At 40.4% G+C, this 16,503-nt stretch carries 11 protein-coding genes; 6 read left to right on the top strand and 5 right to left on the bottom strand.

Features of this window, described 5'->3' with window-relative positions; translation table 11 throughout:
- Positions 1 to 335: 335 nt before the first annotated feature.
- A complete protein-coding gene (locus AN390_RS13405) occupies positions 336 to 1,355 on the bottom strand; it encodes a GGDEF domain-containing protein (RefSeq protein ID WP_236695101.1) in 1,020 nt (339 codons plus the stop codon).
- Positions 1,356 to 1,926: 571 nt separating this feature from the next.
- Here AN390_RS13405 and AN390_RS13400 point away from each other — a divergent pair.
- Positions 1,927 to 2,463 carry a hypothetical protein gene (locus AN390_RS13400; protein WP_055255019.1) on the top strand — a complete coding sequence of 179 codons (537 nt, stop codon included), beginning with the start codon at positions 1,927 to 1,929 and terminating at the stop codon, positions 2,461 to 2,463.
- Between the two features lie 59 nt (positions 2,464 to 2,522).
- Here AN390_RS13400 and AN390_RS13395 read toward each other — a convergent pair whose 3' ends face one another.
- Together AN390_RS13395 and gltB are read right to left on the bottom strand one after the other, a co-directional pair.
- Positions 2,523 to 3,938 (bottom strand): FAD-dependent oxidoreductase, encoded by a 1,416-nt coding sequence (locus AN390_RS13395; protein ID WP_004588108.1) that lies wholly within the window; start codon positions 3,936 to 3,938, stop codon positions 2,523 to 2,525.
- 9 nt (positions 3,939 to 3,947) lie between these two features.
- Positions 3,948 to 8,405 (bottom strand): glutamate synthase large subunit, encoded by a 4,458-nt coding sequence (gene gltB, locus AN390_RS13390; RefSeq protein ID WP_055255017.1) that lies wholly within the window; start codon positions 8,403 to 8,405, stop codon positions 3,948 to 3,950.
- A gap of 436 nt (positions 8,406 to 8,841) precedes the next feature.
- Between gltB and AN390_RS19745 the strand changes: the two genes are divergently transcribed.
- On the top strand, positions 8,842 to 8,994 hold the full coding sequence (locus tag AN390_RS19745; protein ID WP_157686048.1) for a hypothetical protein: 153 nt from the start codon (positions 8,842 to 8,844) through the stop codon (positions 8,992 to 8,994).
- 260 nt (positions 8,995 to 9,254) lie between these two features.
- Here the strand turns inward: AN390_RS19745 and AN390_RS13385 are convergent, their stop codons facing one another.
- Complete coding sequence (locus AN390_RS13385; RefSeq protein ID WP_004588110.1) at positions 9,255 to 9,593, bottom strand: Grx4 family monothiol glutaredoxin; 339 nt, start codon at positions 9,591 to 9,593, stop codon at positions 9,255 to 9,257.
- A 267-nt stretch (positions 9,594 to 9,860) separates the two neighbouring features.
- Here AN390_RS13385 and AN390_RS13380 point away from each other — a divergent pair, with 267 nt between their 5' ends.
- The 4 genes from AN390_RS13380 to AN390_RS13365 all read left to right on the top strand — a co-directional run bounded on the left by AN390_RS13380 (position 9,861) and on the right by AN390_RS13365 (position 15,416).
- Positions 9,861 to 10,442, top strand: coding sequence for a Fe-Mn family superoxide dismutase (locus AN390_RS13380; protein ID WP_004588111.1), 582 nt, complete (start codon positions 9,861 to 9,863; stop codon positions 10,440 to 10,442).
- 209 nt (positions 10,443 to 10,651) lie between these two features.
- The gene (locus AN390_RS13375) at positions 10,652 to 12,574 is read left to right on the top strand and encodes a PrkA family serine protein kinase (protein WP_055255015.1); all 1,923 of its coding nucleotides are present in this window, start codon (positions 10,652 to 10,654) and stop codon (positions 12,572 to 12,574) included.
- A gap of 26 nt (positions 12,575 to 12,600) precedes the next feature.
- Positions 12,601 to 13,884: a YeaH/YhbH family protein gene (locus tag AN390_RS13370; RefSeq protein ID WP_055255013.1), complete on the top strand. Its 1,284-nt coding sequence runs from the start codon at positions 12,601 to 12,603 to the stop codon at positions 13,882 to 13,884.
- Between the two features lie 17 nt (positions 13,885 to 13,901).
- Entirely contained in the window at positions 13,902 to 15,416 is a 1,515-nt protein-coding gene (locus AN390_RS13365) for a SpoVR family protein (RefSeq protein ID WP_004588114.1), read from the top strand.
- A gap of 111 nt (positions 15,417 to 15,527) precedes the next feature.
- Here the strand turns inward: AN390_RS13365 and AN390_RS13360 are convergent, their stop codons facing one another.
- Entirely contained in the window at positions 15,528 to 16,502 is a 975-nt protein-coding gene (locus AN390_RS13360; RefSeq protein WP_055255011.1) for a diguanylate cyclase, read from the bottom strand.
- Position 16,503: the final 1 nt, after the last annotated feature.

Genomic DNA, 16,503 nt, shown 5'->3' with positions numbered 1-16,503 from the left:
AGACGTTTTAAATGCAAAGCATGCTGATAAATTTTTGCCATGTTACTGGGTGGCTACTTGTTGTTTTGAGCTTTTTGCTTATTGGGTTTAGTAAGTTTAAGCACGCAGAATTTAAGCTAAAACTCTTTAGCTTTTTAAAACTTATATTGGTTTATCAAGTAACGGTGAGTGTTTGGCAGTGGTTTATTATTGGCAACATAGTGGCTAATAACCAATGGTTACTTTTATTAGCACAGATACTGTGCAGTGCAATGTGCTATTTAAGTTTACAGCGGCGAAAAAGTAAAAGCCGCCCCAACCTTGATAGTTTTTCTATGGATTAACTAACACAAGCGTTAAGAGCAAGTTCTATTTTTACCTTGCTCTTTTGCTTTGTATAATCGCTCGTCGGCAAGCTTTATTTCTTGGGCTATGGTTGTATCTAACTGGCTTTGCACAAGCCCCATACTTATAGTTAATACCACCGATTTTCCATTCATGCGCACTGGATTTTTTTGTAATTCTGCATGAATTTTTTCTGCAATACTTTGCCCCTGATCTTTGTCGCTGTTTGGTAGTGCAATAAAAAACTCTTCACCGCCCCACCGAGAAGCAATACCTTGCTTTGGCATGCTCTTTTTTAAAATATTGGCAAGTTGGGTTAACGCTTCATCACCAAAGTCGTGGCCGTAGTTATCATTAATGTTTTTGAAATTATCAACATCAGCTAGCAAAATTACATACGGCTGCTTAGTTTTTTTATGAAGATGTTTAAGCTCAGCAAGTTCTTTCATCATAAAACGTCTGTTAGGTAAATCAGTTAAGTGATCTATTGTGGCAAGGCGCTCATTTTTTTGACTCAGCGCGACTATTTTTTCGTTGTATTTTTCGCGTGAGCGCTCATAAAAACCACTTAATAAAGCAACAATAATAAAAGAAATGACCACCCTTAGTGGGAGTGCTTCAGGCTGATAATCATAAATATTAAAGTTATCTGTAATAATAAAGCCGGCGATCACGGCAAATAAAAAGGCAACAATATCAAATGTTCCTTTTTTAAGGCCTCTAATAGAGTAAGTCACCGGTGATACAATAAATATCCAAATTGGCCCAGTACCTTCAGCTCCGCCCGAGATCACTAAATACAGCATTAAACAGTAAAGGTTATATAAAATGGTGGTCGCTGATTTTTCGACTGCGCGGTAAAGGCTAAAAGCCCACGCATAAAAACCAGCTGAAACTAGCAGCATAATACCAAGCACTACATCAGCATTAGACAATGCATTACACGCCATAGCGAAGGTAGCTATAAATCCGATGGTCGAAAAAAAGCGAACAATTAGCTTTCTTTCTCTGTTGTCTGAGTATGCATTCATATTATTATTTTTTATTTGCAAGCGAGCTTTAAAAGCTCATTTTCCGAGGATTTAAAAAAGAAGTTAGCAGCAAGTTTGTACTGAAATAGTACTTTAAGCAAGATTTACACGTTAATTATTGATTAACAGTAAAGCTTTAATACTTTTTTATTTGATAATATGTAATAAAAAGCAAGTATTTAGCACTATAGCATAAAATAATATCGGAGCAGTTATTTAGGCTATTAGATTAGAGGGCATCATGATTCACCCTCCCTTGAGTTGGACAATCTTTATTCTTGCAAACTCAATTTTTGAACAGAACGAGCTTTAATACAGCGCTTAAATTGATGATCAATTATCGCTCATAGAACAAAAGAATAAATGTATTTTTTATGTTCTGATAAAACAATTTTGAAATTAAATTAACTTTAAGTTTAACTATTTAGGCTTGATAAAAGAAGATTTTTTGGTCATTATTTACCTTAATCAGGGATGAGTACGGTTATTGTATTGTAGGATTCCATGGTAATTACACGCTTCATTGAAAATAATGAAACATAGGATAGAACAATAACTTTAAGGATTAAAAATGAATAAGTTTACTCTTATTATTCCTGCACTAATAGTGCTAACAGGATGCAAAAGTAATGATATTACCCGAGCTGTAAAAGATGGCATTAACGGCGCTGTAAATGGTGTATCAAGTTCTACAAACCAATCAATAACATCATCTAATCAAAGCTCTTATACCACTACCCAAACAAAAGTTTACCCCCATGAAGCAACTAAAGAGTCTAGAGACTATGGCCAAATCCAAGTAATAAAAACGGCAGCTAACCCAAACAAACAAACTAGAGTCGCAATCAATAAATGTTTACACCCACGCGTGGGACAAGTGAAATGTTCAGCATACATGCATGAAATTAGCCCTGAAGGCTGGGTAGTTGACGCTCAAAACAACCGTATTTGGCTCGAAACAAGATCAAATCATTACGACAAGGTAGTTCCTTCTGGTAATTACTACATGAAAGTAAAAACCGAAGGCGTCGCAAAAGAAAGTTACGCAGTTGGTGATATTAATATAGTACCGTTCGTTACTAATTACGTTGACATAACATTCGAATAAAACAAACAAAAAAGCAAGCCACTTGGCTTGCTTTTAAAATTATTTAGAAGAACAAATAATTAAACCTCTAAATAATCCATAATACCTTCAGCAGCGTTACGCCCTTCAAAAATAGCCGTTACCACTAAATCAGAGCCTCGCACTATATCGCCACCTGCAAATATTTTCGGATTAGTTGTTTGATGAGTAAATTCACCTTGCTCTGGTGCGTTAATGCCGCCCCAGTGGTTAATTTCTACATCATACTTTTCTAACCAGTCCATTTTGTGTGGTTTAAAGCCAAACGCCATAATAACCTGGTCTGCCTCAAGTACGTGCTCAGAGCCTGGTACAACTTCTGCTCGGCTACGGCCGTTTTCATCAGGCTCACCCAGTTGTGTTTTAACCATTTTAACGCCTGCAACATGGCCATTATCATCAAGTACAATACCCGTTGGCTGTACATTAAAGGTAAAGTTTACACCTTCTTCTTTAGCGTTTTTAACTTCACGCTTAGAGCCAGGCATATTTTCTTCATCACGACGATAAGCACAAGTTACTTTAGCTGCGTTTTGGCGAATAGACGTTCGCACACAGTCCATCGCGGTATCACCACCGCCAAGTACCACAACCTTTTGATTGGCCATATCAATGCACGCTTGGTTTTTTTCATCGTAACCCATAACGCGATTTGTGTTACCAATTAAAAATGGCAGTGCGTCGTGTACGCCTGGCGCGTCTTCGTTTTCAAGACCAGCACGCATACTCTGATACGTACCTACACCTAAAAATACCGCGTCGTAGTCAGCTAAAATTTCGTCCATAGTGATATCTACACCCACTTCAACGTTTAGCTTAAATTCCACACCCATTTCGGTGAAAATTTCACGGCGCTTTTGCATTACTTCTTTTTCAAGTTTAAAAGAAGGGATACCAAAAGTAAGTAATCCACCAATTTCTGGGTGACGGTCAAAAACCACTGGCTTTACACCGTTACGCACTAAAATATCTGCGCACCCTAAACCAGCCGGACCCGCACCAATAATAGCTACTTTTTTATCCGTCCATGTCACGTATGACATGTCTGGTTTCCAGCCCATTTTAAATGCGGTATCGGTAATGTATTTTTCAATATTACCTATCGTTACTGCGCCAAACTCTTCATCAAGCGTACATGAACCTTCACACAGCCTGTCTTGTGGACATACGCGTCCACACACTTCAGGTAAACTGTTTGTACGATGAGAAAGCTCAGCCGCTTCTAAAATACGGCCAGTTCTAATTAATTTTAACCACTGCGGAATGTAGTTATGCACTGGGCATTTCCATTCACAGTAAGGGTTACCACAATCTAAACAACGGTCAGCTTGTGAATTTACCTGATTCTCAGAAAAGGGTTCGTAAATTTCCACGAAAGATTTTTTACGCGACGAGATTGGTTTTTTGCGCGGATCAACACGCTGCACGTCTATAAATTGATATACATTTTCGCTCATACTGCCCCCTTATTGCGCTTGAACACGAAGTTCTGCGCTACTGCGAGCGCGGTGCCCGAGTAAACTTTTTACATCACTTGATTTTGGTTTAACTAGTTTGAACATAGGTAAGTACAGTTCAAAATTAGCTAAAATGGTTTCTGCTCGACATGAACCCGTTAGCTCTAAATGCTCGGCAATTAGGCCACGCAGATGCTCTTGGTGCGAACTTAAATCATCAAGTGTTACTACTTCTACAAGCTCTGGATTAATGCGTTTTTCAAAGTCACTTCGCTCATCTAAAATATAAGCAAAACCACCTGTCATACCCGCACCAAAGTTAACGCCTACATTACCTAGCACACATACAACGCCGCCAGTCATGTATTCACAGCCGTTATCACCTACGCCTTCAACAACGGCTTGCACGCCAGAGTTACGCACTGCAAAACGCTCACCAGCACAGCCTGCGGCAAATAACTTACCACCCGTAGCACCGTACAAACATGTGTTACCAGCAATAGTCGCTTTATGACTTTCAAACGATGACCCCAGTGGTGGACGTATAACAAGCTTACCGCCTGCCATGCCTTTACCCACGTAGTCGTTTGCATCGCCAATAAGGGTCATCTCTAGGCCACCGGCATTCCAAACACCAAATGATTGCCCTGCTGTACCATGTAGCTCAATAGATACTGGATCTGCAGCCATACCTTGATTGCCGTGCTTAGAAGCTATGTAACCCGACAGCATTGCGCCCACTGAACGGTCTGTATTACATATGCGGCTCACGAGCGAAATACCCGATGAGGTATCAATCGCTTGTTGCGCTTTACCTAGTAACGTTTCGTTAAGTTCACCTAAATAATGCGAGCTATTTGGTGCGCTGCAAAATAAGGTTTCGCCCGTTGGGTTATTTGGCTGAGCAATTACAGACGATAAATCTATTTTCTTTTGCTTCGCTGTTTTACCTTCAATCGCTTCTAATAAGTCTAAACGGCCAATTAAGTCAGTTAGATTAGCAATACCTAAGCTTGCCATAATTTCACGTGCTTCTTGGGCTATAAACTTAAAGTAGTTCATCGCCATTTCTGGTAAGCCGTGGTAATGCTTTTGACGAAGTGTTTCATCTTGCGTTGCAACACCGGTCGCACAGTTATTTAAATGACAAATACGTAAGTATTTACAACCCAGCGCCACCATTGGGCCTGTGCCAAAGCCAAAGCTCTCTGCACCTAAAATAGCGGCTTTAATGATATCTAAACCTGTTTTTAAACCACCATCTGTTTGCAGGCGAATACGGTGACGAAGACCATTTTCAACAAGCGCTTGCTGGGTTTCTGCAAGGCCAAGCTCCCATGGGCTACCCGCGTATTTAACTGACGTTAATGGGCTTGCACCGGTACCACCATCGTAACCTGAGATAGTAATTAAGTCGGCGTACGCTTTAGCTACACCTGTGGCAATTGTGCCTACACCCGGCTCAGATACTAACTTCACCGATATCATCGCTTCTGGGTTTACTTGTTTTAAATCGAATATTAGCTGGGCTAAATCTTCAATTGAGTAAATATCGTGATGCGGTGGTGGTGAAATTAATGTTACACCGGGTACCGAATAACGAAGCTTTGCAATATACGGCGTTACTTTTTCGCCTGGTAACTGCCCGCCTTCGCCAGGTTTAGCACCCTGCGCCACTTTAATTTGAATTACATCCGCATTACGAAGGTAGTGTGGCGTTACACCAAAACGACCCGAGGCAACTTGTTTAATACGTGAGTTTTTCTCGGTGTTGTAGCGCAGCTTATCTTCGCCGCCTTCACCAGAATTTGAACACCCGCCTAAGCGGTTCATTGCAATGGCAAGCGCTTCATGCGCCTCAGGCGAAAGTGCACCAATACTCATAGCTGCAGAGTCAAAGCGCTGGTATAAAAATTCAGCCGGCTCAACATCATCAATGCTAATGCCTTTTTCAGGTAATTTAAGCGCTAACATATCGCGCAGCGTTGCAATAGGACGGTTATTAACTAAATCAGCATAGGCTGCGTAGTCTTTATAATCGCCTGAACGTACGGCCTTTTGTAGCGTTTGAATAACATCTGGGTTGTAAGCGTGGTATTCACCACCGTGAACGTATTTTAATAAACCGCCATGGCTCAGTAATTTACGCTTACTAAAAGCAAGTTTATGTAGCTTTTGCTGATCAATATCAAAATCGCTAAAACAGGCGCCTTTAATACGACTTGCCACACCTTTAAAGCACATGTCTACCATAGCATCAGATAGACCAACCGCTTCAAAAAGCATTGAACAACGGTACGATGCAATTGTACTTATGCCCATTTTAGACATAATTTTGTACAAACCTTTATTAATGGCTTTTCGGTACGAAAGCGTCACTTCGCAGTACGACTTATCAATCACTTTACTGTCGCTCATCGCAACCAGTGACTCGTATGCAAGGTATGGGTAAATTGCGGTTGCACCAAAACCAAGTAATACGGCAAATTGGTGCGCATCGCGTACGCTACCCGTTTCAATAATAATATTAGACTCACAACGTAAGTTATTATCTACTAAACGTTTTTGTACAGCACCTACCGCCATAGCAGCAGGAATTGGTAATTGGGTTTCGCTAAAGTTACGGTCAGATAAAATAAGCATTACACAGCCGGCTGCTGCTTTTTCTTGTGCAGCGTCGCAAATACGTGCAACCGCTTTTTCTAAACCTTCCTCTGCTGTGTATGTAATATCAATTTTACAGTAGCTGTAATGCTCGTCATCGGCATTAAGTAGCTGCTGCATGTCTGCATACATTAAAATTGGCGTATCAAACTGTAGGCGCTTAGCGTGGCCTGTGGTTTCATTAAATACGTTTTGCTCACTACCAATACACGTTGCCAGTGACATTACGTGGTTTTCACGCAGCGGATCGATTGGCGGGTTAGTCACTTGCGCAAACTTTTGGCGGAAGTAATCGTACAATGAACGATGCCCTTCGCTTAGTACTGCAAATGGCGTGTCATCACCCATAGAGCCTGTTGCTTCTTGGCCGTTTTCACCCATTACGCGAATAACACTATCGAGCTCTTCGTTAGTGTAACCAAACATTTTTTGGTATTTAACAAGTGTTTCGTCATCAAATGAGCGATTACCCGCATCTTGCTCGGTAAGCTCTTCAAACGGGGTTAAACGTTTAACGTTTTCTTCAAGCCATGACTTATAAGGATGACGCGATTTTAAATCTTGGTCGATTTCGTCTGAGTGCCAAATTTTGCCTAATTTAGTATCAATTACTAACAGCTCACCTGGTCCTACACGGCCTTTTTCAACCACTTCATCTGCAGTGTAATCCCAAATCCCTACCTCAGAGGCAAGTGTAATAAAGCCATCTTGAGTAATAACATAGCGCGCTGGACGCAGGCCATTTCTGTCAAGGTTACAGGCTGCAAAACGCCCATCAGACATAACAATGCCCGCAGGGCCATCCCACGGCTCCATGTGCATAGAGTTAAAGTCGTAAAATGCGCGTAAGTCATCATCCATAGCACGGTTTTTCTGCCATGCAGGTGGCACAAGCATACGCATAGCACGGAATAAATCCATGCCACCCGCTAAAAACAGCTCCAGCATGTTATCTAAGCTTGAAGAGTCAGAGCCAGTTTCGTTTACAAACGGCGCTGCACTTTGTAAATCAGGAATAAGTGGCGATGAAAACTTATACGAACGTGCACGAGCCCATTGGCGGTTACCTTCAATGGTATTAATTTCACCATTATGCGCTAAATACCTAAATGGTTGTGCTAAAGGCCAACGCGGCTGAGTATTAGTAGAAAAACGCTGATGGAATACACAAATAGCGCTGGTCATACGAATATCAGCTAAGTCTAAATAAAAGTTAGGCAAATCTGCAGGCATCATAAGGCCTTTATAGATAGTCACTAACCCCGATAAACTCGCAATATAAAACGACTCATCCTCTGCTAAACGCTTTTCTGCACGGCGACGTGCTACATATAAACGTCGCTCTAAATCTTTAGAACGCCAACCTTCAGGCGCACTAACAAAAATTTGCTCAAAACCAGGTAATTGCTGTGTCGCAATTGGCCCTAGCATTGAAGGGTCAGTAGGCACTTCACGCCAACCGAGTATTTTAAGTGTTTCTTGTTCTAATTCTTCACATAAAACCTGTTTTGCAGCTTGTGCTAAAACGGGATCTGAATTTAAGAAAACCATGCCTACGGCGTAATTTTTACCTAAGTGCCAATTATGCTCACTTGCAATAGCACGGAAAAAACTGTCAGGTTTTTGTAGTAATAAACCACAGCCGTCACCTGTTTTACCATCGGCAGAAATACCACCGCGGTGCTGCATGCGATCAAGTCCAGTAATAGCTGTACGAATAAGCCGATGACTAGCTTGACCATTTACTTGGGCTATTAAGCCAAAGCCACAATTATCTTTTTCTAATGTTGAGTCGTATAACATAGACCCCTCCCTTGCTGCACTGTTAACGTGAATGAACTGCTCGACGATTTGCTAACAGACGCACAAAACTAGCCTCTATAGTAAATAGAGTCAATATTATTTTGAATACATATTCACATTCTTGAATATTTCTCACTTCAAGGCAAGATTTCTTTTTCACCCATAAGTTTTAACATTTAGCGCTTATTTGCGCGTTATTTTTTCATGACACTGGTGTCAATTTTAACATTTTGTAAAAACAAAGGCGTTAAAGCAATACCCTTTACGTAAACGTAAAGCACCAAAGCAATGAATAAATATTCACTAATTTCCCACAGGTTCAGTTAACATTTAGATAGTTTAATGCGTTTTAAATAAATTAGAGGTTTAGGATCACGCTTTTTTAGCGTTCATTAGTATAGTTATTAATTGTGGTATCGTTTTTAGTGCAGATGTAGTGAATTTTTATTTAATGCCAATTCGCTTGATTGAGCGAACTATTGTAAAGCTGGAAAAACGTGTTGATAGCTGGGCAAAAAACTCGCTATTTAGTTGTTCTAAAAAAGAATTACTTAACGCAGATAGCGACACGTTTAGCCCCGCAAAATGATTACGTCTTATTGCGCATTGATATAAAACTCATATTTTAATTAAAATTCGCGCTTATATTAAGTAGCTTTGTTGCTTACTTATCCTGACTAGGTGCACCTAAACAAGGAGCAAGGGCTGAGTTTGCTAACTATTGAGCACAAATTAATGGTTATAATCACCCACTGATGGGCTGTTCAAGAGATTAAGACGTAATAAAGTTATATATAGGCACAAAAAAGCCACGTAAAACGTGGCTTTAATAATCTAGCAAAGTAGCAATTACTCTGCGTCAGCTTCTTTATACTTAGCTGCAGTTTCAGTGATCAGTGGCTGTAATTCACCACGTTGAAACATTTCAATGATAATGTCACAACCACCTACTAATTCGCCCTCAACCCAAAGCTGTGGGAAAGTAGGCCAATTTGCGTATGCTGGTAACTCAGCGCGAATATCTGGATTAAGTAAAATATCAACATAGGCAAATGGTTCGCCACATGACATTAGAGCTTGTGACGCTTGTGAAGAAAAACCACAATTTGGTAATTTAGGCGACCCTTTCATGTAAAGGATAATTGGGTTTTCTGAAATCTGCTGTTTAATTTTATCAATGGTTTCCATCTACAACCTCAAAATGACGATAGCTTGATATACCTAGGGCTTGAAAATAAATCATTGTGGCCACAGATATATAACTTAAAATGGGCAAATAAAGCCGCAATTGAAATAGTCTTTAGCAATAGCATTGCTGTTTGCTTAAACTTGAGTAAAATACTCAACAATTATAGTAACACTATATTTTCGTTTGGTATAGGTAAGTGGTCTGTTCTATCAGGCATTACGTACTATCAAGCGAGTTATCAACCAAAAGAAGATGGAGATAAAAAAATGGCATTTGAACTACCGTCACTACCATATGCAATTGATGCACTTGAGCCTCATATTTCACAAGAAACTCTTGAGTATCACCACGGTAAGCACCACAACACTTACGTTGTTAAATTAAACGGTCTAATTCCAGGTACTGAATTTGAAAACAAATCTTTAGAAGAGATTGTTTGTTCATCTGAAGGTGGCGTATTTAACAACGCTGCACAAATTTGGAACCACACTTTCTACTGGAACTGTCTATCTCCAAATGGCGGCGGCGAGCCAACAGGTGCTATCGCTGACGCTATTAACGCTAAATGGGGCTCTTTTGACGCGTTTAAAGATGCATTAAACGACAAAGCGGTTAATAACTTTGGTTCTAGCTGGACATGGTTAGTTAAACTAGCTGACGGTTCATTAGATATCGTAAACACGTCTAACGCAGCAACGCCGCTTACAGACGAAGGTGTTACACCAATCCTAACTGTGGATTTATGGGAACACGCTTACTACATTGATTACCGTAACGTTCGTCCTGATTACCTTAAAGGTTTTTGGGCGCTTGTTAACTGGGAATTCGCGAACGCTAACTTCGCTTAATTAGCTATTATACGCTGATTTAAAAAGACGCCTCGGCGTCTTTTTTTATGCCTTTATAAAATTCAAACCGCCTTTATACGCGCGAAATTGCTAATTTAGCCACATGATCTTTTTTCACTTAAATTTTTAATTTTATTGCACAAAAATATCAATCTCTGACTAAACTTTAAAAAGTAAGCACCTTTTTAAAGCGGGTTTCGGAGGTTATTATGACTATTTTTGAGCACTACCAAGCACGATACGAAGCAGCACAAGAAGAAGAATACAGCATTAGCGAATTTCTAGAAATTTGTAAAAATGACAAATCAGCTTATGCCAGCGCCCCTGAGCGTTTACTTATGGCAATAGGCGAGCCGCAAATGGTTGATACTGCAACCGATGCACGTTTAAGCCGGTTATTTTCTAATAGAGTGGTTGCACGCTACCCTGCCTTTGCAGACTTTTACGGCATGGAAGATGCCATAGAACAAATTGTCTCCTACCTAAAGCATGCGGCTCAAGGTCTAGAAGAATGCAAACAAGTCCTTTATTTGCTCGGCCCTGTTGGGGGAGGTAAATCTTCAATTGCAGAAAAACTAAAATATTTAATGCAACAAGTGCCTATCTATTCAATTAAAGGCTCTCCGGTAAACGATCACCCTCTCAGTTTGTTTGACCCAGTAGAAGATGCCAGCGTTCTCGAAAAAGAATACGGTATTAAACCACGTTATTTAAAAACGATTATGTCGCCATGGGCTGGTAAACGATTAAAAGAATTTAACGGCGATATTAGCCAATTTAGAGTCGTCAAACGCTACCCCTCTATTTTAAATCAAATAGGTATAGCCAAAACCGAACCCGGTGATGAAAATAATCAAGATATTTCTGCATTGGTGGGCAAAGTAGATATTCGCCAGCTTGAGCACTTTGCTCAAAACGACCCCGATGCCTACGCTTACTCAGGCTCTTTATGTTTAGCAAACCAAGGTTTAATGGAGTTTGTAGAAATGTTTAAAGCCCCTATCAAGGTGCTGCATCCACTCCTTACCGCAACGCAAGAGGGTAACTACAACGGTACCGAAGGTATTAGCGCTCTGCCCTTTAACGGCATGATTTTAGCCCACTCAAATGAATCAGAATGGCAAACATTCAAAAATAATAAAAACAATGAAGCGTTTTTAGATCGTGTTTATATTGTAAAGGTCCCTTATTGCCTGCGCGTGACCGAAGAAATAAAAATTTACGACAAACTTATTCAACATAGTGAACTTGCCAGCGCACCGTGTGCACCAGGTACGCTTAAAGCGTTAGCGCAATTTACTACCTTATCTCGATTAATGGAGCCTGAAAACTCTAGTATTTACTCAAAAATGCGGGTCTATGATGGTGAAACCCTAAAAGATACCGACCCTAAAGCAAAATCTTATCAGGAGTATCGTGATTACGCAGGGGTAGATGAAGGCATGACCGGCCTTTCCACTCGTTTTGCTTTTAAGATTTTGTCGCGCGTATTTAATTTTGATACTACCGAGGTTGCAGCTAATCCGGTGCATTTATTTTATGTTTTGGAGCAACAAATAGAGCGTGAACAATTTAGCGCCGAAGTGGAAGAGCGCTATTTAAGTTTTTTAAAAGGCTATTTAATTCCGCAATATGTTGAGTTTATTGGTAAAGAACTACAAACCGCGTATTTAGAGTCATACTCTGAATATGGCCAAAATATTTTTGACCGCTATGTGATTTATGCTGATTTTTGGATACAAGATCAAGAATACAGAGACCCAGATACAGGACAGTTATTTGACCGCGCCTCGTTAAATGCAGAACTTGAAAAAATAGAAAAACCCGCCGGCATTTCTAATCCCAAAGATTTTAGGAACGAAATAGTTAACTTTGTATTACGTGCACGCGCTCACAATAATGGTAAAAACCCGTTATGGACAAGCTACGAAAAACTACGCACTGTGATTGAGAAAAAAATGTTCTCAAATACCGAAGATCTACTCCCTGTTATTTCCTTTAATACAAAAACCTCCGCTGAGGATCAACAAAAACACGAGGACTTTGTTAACCGCATGGTTGAAAAAGGCTACACGCAAAAACAAGTGCGTTTACTTTCTGAGTGGTATTTACGGGTTAGAAAATCGCAGTAACCTTCATGTAGTTTAGGGGGAACAGTATGGCGCATTTTATAGATAGACGCTTAAATGGTAAAAACAAAAGCACGCTTAATCGTCAACGCTTTATTAGGCGCTATAAAAAGCAAATAAAAGAAGCAGTGTCTGATGCGGTTAATAAACGCAGCGTTACCGACTCAAGTTCAGGGGAGAGTATATCTATCCCGCAACGAGATATTAGCGAGCCCATTTTTCACCAAGGAAAAGGGGGCGACAGAGAACAAATTCACCCTGGTAACGATCAATTTTCAACAGGTGACAAAATTGAGCGCCCTAAAGGCGGCCAAGGTGGTGGCGCAGGCGATGGCGATGCAAGTGATTCAGGCGAAGGCCAAGATGACTTTGTGTTTTCTATTTCTAAAGATGAATACCTTGATTTACTCTTTGAAGACCTAGAGCTGCCCAACTTACAAGAAAACCAGCTAGATAAGCTTGTACAAATGAAAACTCATCGGGCTGGTTTTTGTAGCGATGGTATGCCCAGTAATATTGATATAGTACGCTCATTACAGGGCTCACTCGCCAGAAGAGTCGCCATGAGTGCGGGTAAAAAAAGACGCCTAGCAGAGCTTGAAGGTCAACTTGCGATGGAGTGTGAGCAAACCGACAGCGACCAAGCCATTATTGCATTATTACAAGAGGAAATTGAGCAACTTAAACAGCAAATAAAAGCCGTACCATTTATTGATAATTACGACTTACGTTTTCGTAATTATGAAAAACGCCCCCACCCCACCAGCAAAGCCGTTATGTTTTGTATTATGGATGTATCAGGCTCGATGGATCAGGCCACAAAAGACATGGCAAAGCGTTTTTATATTTTGCTCTATCAATTTTTGACTCGAAGTTATAAAGACATTGAGGTGGTGTATATACGCCACCACACACAAGCTAAAGAGGTCGACGAACAAGAGTTTTTTTATTCTCAAGAAACTGGCGGCACTATTGTCTCCAGTGCCCTTAAATTAATGAACGAAATAATAAAAGAGCGCTATGATTCAGAGCAATGGAATATATACGCAGCGCAAGCATCTGATGGCGATAACTGGGCAGACGACACCCCACACTGCGGTGAAATATTACGTAATAAGCTACTTAATGCGGTACGCTACTTTGCCTATATAGAAATTACCACGCGTGCGCACCAAAGCTTGTGGCGCGAATATCAAAACATAACCCAAACCCATAGCAACTTTGCAATACAACATATTCAAAGTGTTGAAGACATTTACCCTATGTTTAGGGAGCTATTTAAAAAAAATCGTCAACAACAAGGGGCTGCTTAGCCTAAGCGAGGTTTACTATGAGCACTGAACGAATTAGCGATGGCCCAGATTGGACCTTTGAGCTGCTTGAGCAATACCAAACTGAAATAGCCCGTGTTGCAGCGCATTATCGCTTAGACACCTACCCTAACCAAATTGAGGTAATAACAGCTGAGCAAATGATGGATGCTTATTCAAGCGTTGGCATGCCTATAGGCTACAGCCATTGGTCATATGGTAAAAAATTTATACAAACCGAACAAAATTATAAGCGTGGGCAAATGGGGCTAGCTTACGAAATTGTGATTAATTCAAACCCCTGTATTGCTTATTTAATGGAAGAAAACACACTCCCTATGCAGGCACTGGTTATGGCGCATGCCTGTTATGGCCATAACTCATTTTTTAAAGGAAACTACTTATTTAAAACATGGACTGACGCCGACTCCATCATAGATTACTTAGTGTTTGCTAAAAATTACATTAGCCGCTGCGAAGAAAAATACGGTATTACACAAGTAGAAAGCTTAATTGATTCGTGCCACGCATTGATGAATTACGGCGTAGATAGATATAAACGCCCGCAGCAAATTTCCCTTTTTGAAGAGCAAAAACGCCAAAAAGAGCGTGAAGACTACATGCAATCTCAAGTAAACGAGCTATGGCGCACTATCCCCGCTCAACAGCAGGAAGCTAAAAAGCAAGAGAGGCATTTTCCGCAAGAGCCGCAAGAAAACATTTTATACTTTATTGAGAAAAACGCGCCTTTATTAGAGTCTTGGCAGCGAGAAATAATACGTATTGTGCGAAAGATATCGCAATATTTTTATCCGCAAAAACAAACCCAAGTGATGAACGAAGGCTGGGCCACCTTTTGGCACTATACCATTTTGAACCACTTATATGATGAAGGTAAATTAACCGACTCCTTTATGATGGAGTTTTTGCAAAGCCATACCAACGTGGTTTATCAGCCACCTTATAACAGCAATTACTATTCAGGTATAAACCCGTATGCACTGGGTTTTAATATGATGGTGGATATTCGCCGTATTTGCGAAAACCCAACAGATGAGGATAGACGCTGGTTTCCTGAATATGCAGGCACTAATTGGCTAGACACACTGCATTTTGCGATGGAAAACTTTAAAGATGAAAGCTTCATAAGCCAATTTTTATCACCTAAGTTAATTCGTGATTTTAAGCTATTTACTATTGTCGATCACAGCCGTAATCCACATCTAGAGGTAGGCGCAATACATGATGATAGCGGTTATCAGGCTGTACGCGAAGCGCTTTCAGCGCAATATAATTTGAGTAATCACGAACCTAACATTCAAGTATATAATGTTGATGTTAGAGGCGATCGTTCTTTAACGTTGCGTTATGTTCCTCACAATAATATCCCCCTTGCTGACTCGCATAAAGAAGTGCTAAAACACCTTTACAGGTTATGGGGATTCAAGGTTCAATTAGAGCAAGAGACCAGTACAGGCGATGTGTCTACTCTTGGCCAATGCCCAGCAGATGATACTCGCCATACTACAGAGTAAATAAAACGGCTGATAAAAACGGCACTTTAACCAAGCCCTTGTTAAGTATTGACTGCCAAAGCTTGCAGCGCAATTAGGTGCATCCTTGGTTACTTTAATTTAGCAGTAATATTACCGCTGCCTTAATTTTATATCCTCAAAATCGGTTACTCTGTTACGGCCATGCTCTTTTGAGTGATACAGGGCTTTGTCAGCGGCTTCAATCCACCGTTCATGTTTTGCAAAGTCAGGGCTATTTCCTGCAAAGCCAACACTCACAGTCATCTCTATTTTTGTGTTTTTATAAACAAAAGGGTTGGCTTCTATTAACGCTCTTATGCGCTCGGCAAATATTGCTGCGCCTTGCTTGTCGGTATCGAGTAAAGTAACAACAAACTCCTCCCCACCATAGCGCCCTGCTATATCGGTTTCGCGAAGCGTCGTTCGTAGCAGTTCTGAAAGGTGGCGTAGCGCTTCATCGCCACAGCTATGGCCATGCTCATCATTAATTTTTTTAAAATGATCGATATCAAACATCAATAATGTGCTGCTGCCACCACTGCGCTTAACACGTAAAAACTCTTGCTGCAGTGTGCTTTCCCAATGCCCACGGTTAAACAGTTGCGTTAAGCTGTCGGTTTGGCTTACTTGCTCTAAACGTTTATTTAAATCTTCTAATTCTTTTTTATTGACTGCCACATCGGTAACATCATAAATAATGATACAAATATGACTTACCTCACCCAGTGTGTTGGTAAGTGGAATAAAGGTCGCATTTTGGTACATGTAATCCGCTTTACCGGTAATGGGACGGTAGTTTTTAAAACGAAAAATGTAAGGTTGCTGCTCCCAGATAGTAAAAGAGCGGTTTTTAAGTACAAATACAGACTCTGATTTACTTCTAAACCATTTTTCATCAATTGATGGGAATAAATCAAATAGGTCTTTGTCTTTTACAGCACTTGGCAATAGCCCAGAATGGTTTTCCATAAAGCCATTCCACACACACACTTTATAATTTCTATCCAGTACAACCAGGCCCACATCAACCGTGTTAAACATATCCATTAACCAATGGATCTCATTCATTTCTAAATCAGCGGCCATA

It is taken from the genome of Pseudoalteromonas sp. P1-11, assembly GCF_001399995.1.
GTDB lineage: Bacteria > Pseudomonadota > Gammaproteobacteria > Enterobacterales > Alteromonadaceae > Pseudoalteromonas > Pseudoalteromonas atlantica.
This window is presented reverse-complemented; position numbering and strand designations above follow the sequence as displayed.

Excerpts from the sequence above, each read along its gene's own strand:
- AN390_RS13395 (WP_004588108.1), bottom strand. The coding sequence starts at position 3,938 with ATGAGCGAAAATGTATATCAATTTATAGACGTGCAGCGTGTTGATCCG.
- AN390_RS13385 (WP_004588110.1), bottom strand. The coding sequence starts at position 9,593 with ATGGAAACCATTGATAAAATTAAACAGCAGATTTCAGAAAACCCAATT.
- AN390_RS13405 (WP_236695101.1), bottom strand. The coding sequence starts at position 1,355 with ATGAATGCATACTCAGACAACAGAGAAAGAAAGCTAATTGTTCGCTTT.
- AN390_RS13380 (WP_004588111.1), top strand. The coding sequence starts at position 9,861 with ATGGCATTTGAACTACCGTCACTACCATATGCAATTGATGCACTTGAG.
- gltB (WP_055255017.1), bottom strand. The coding sequence starts at position 8,405 with ATGTTATACGACTCAACATTAGAAAAAGATAATTGTGGCTTTGGCTTA.
- AN390_RS13375 (WP_055255015.1), top strand. The coding sequence starts at position 10,652 with ATGACTATTTTTGAGCACTACCAAGCACGATACGAAGCAGCACAAGAA.
- AN390_RS13370 (WP_055255013.1), top strand. The coding sequence starts at position 12,601 with ATGGCGCATTTTATAGATAGACGCTTAAATGGTAAAAACAAAAGCACG.
- AN390_RS13360 (WP_055255011.1), bottom strand. The coding sequence starts at position 16,502 with ATGGCCGCTGATTTAGAAATGAATGAGATCCATTGGTTAATGGATATG.
- AN390_RS13365 (WP_004588114.1), top strand. The coding sequence starts at position 13,902 with ATGAGCACTGAACGAATTAGCGATGGCCCAGATTGGACCTTTGAGCTG.
- AN390_RS13400 (WP_055255019.1), top strand. The coding sequence starts at position 1,927 with ATGAATAAGTTTACTCTTATTATTCCTGCACTAATAGTGCTAACAGGA.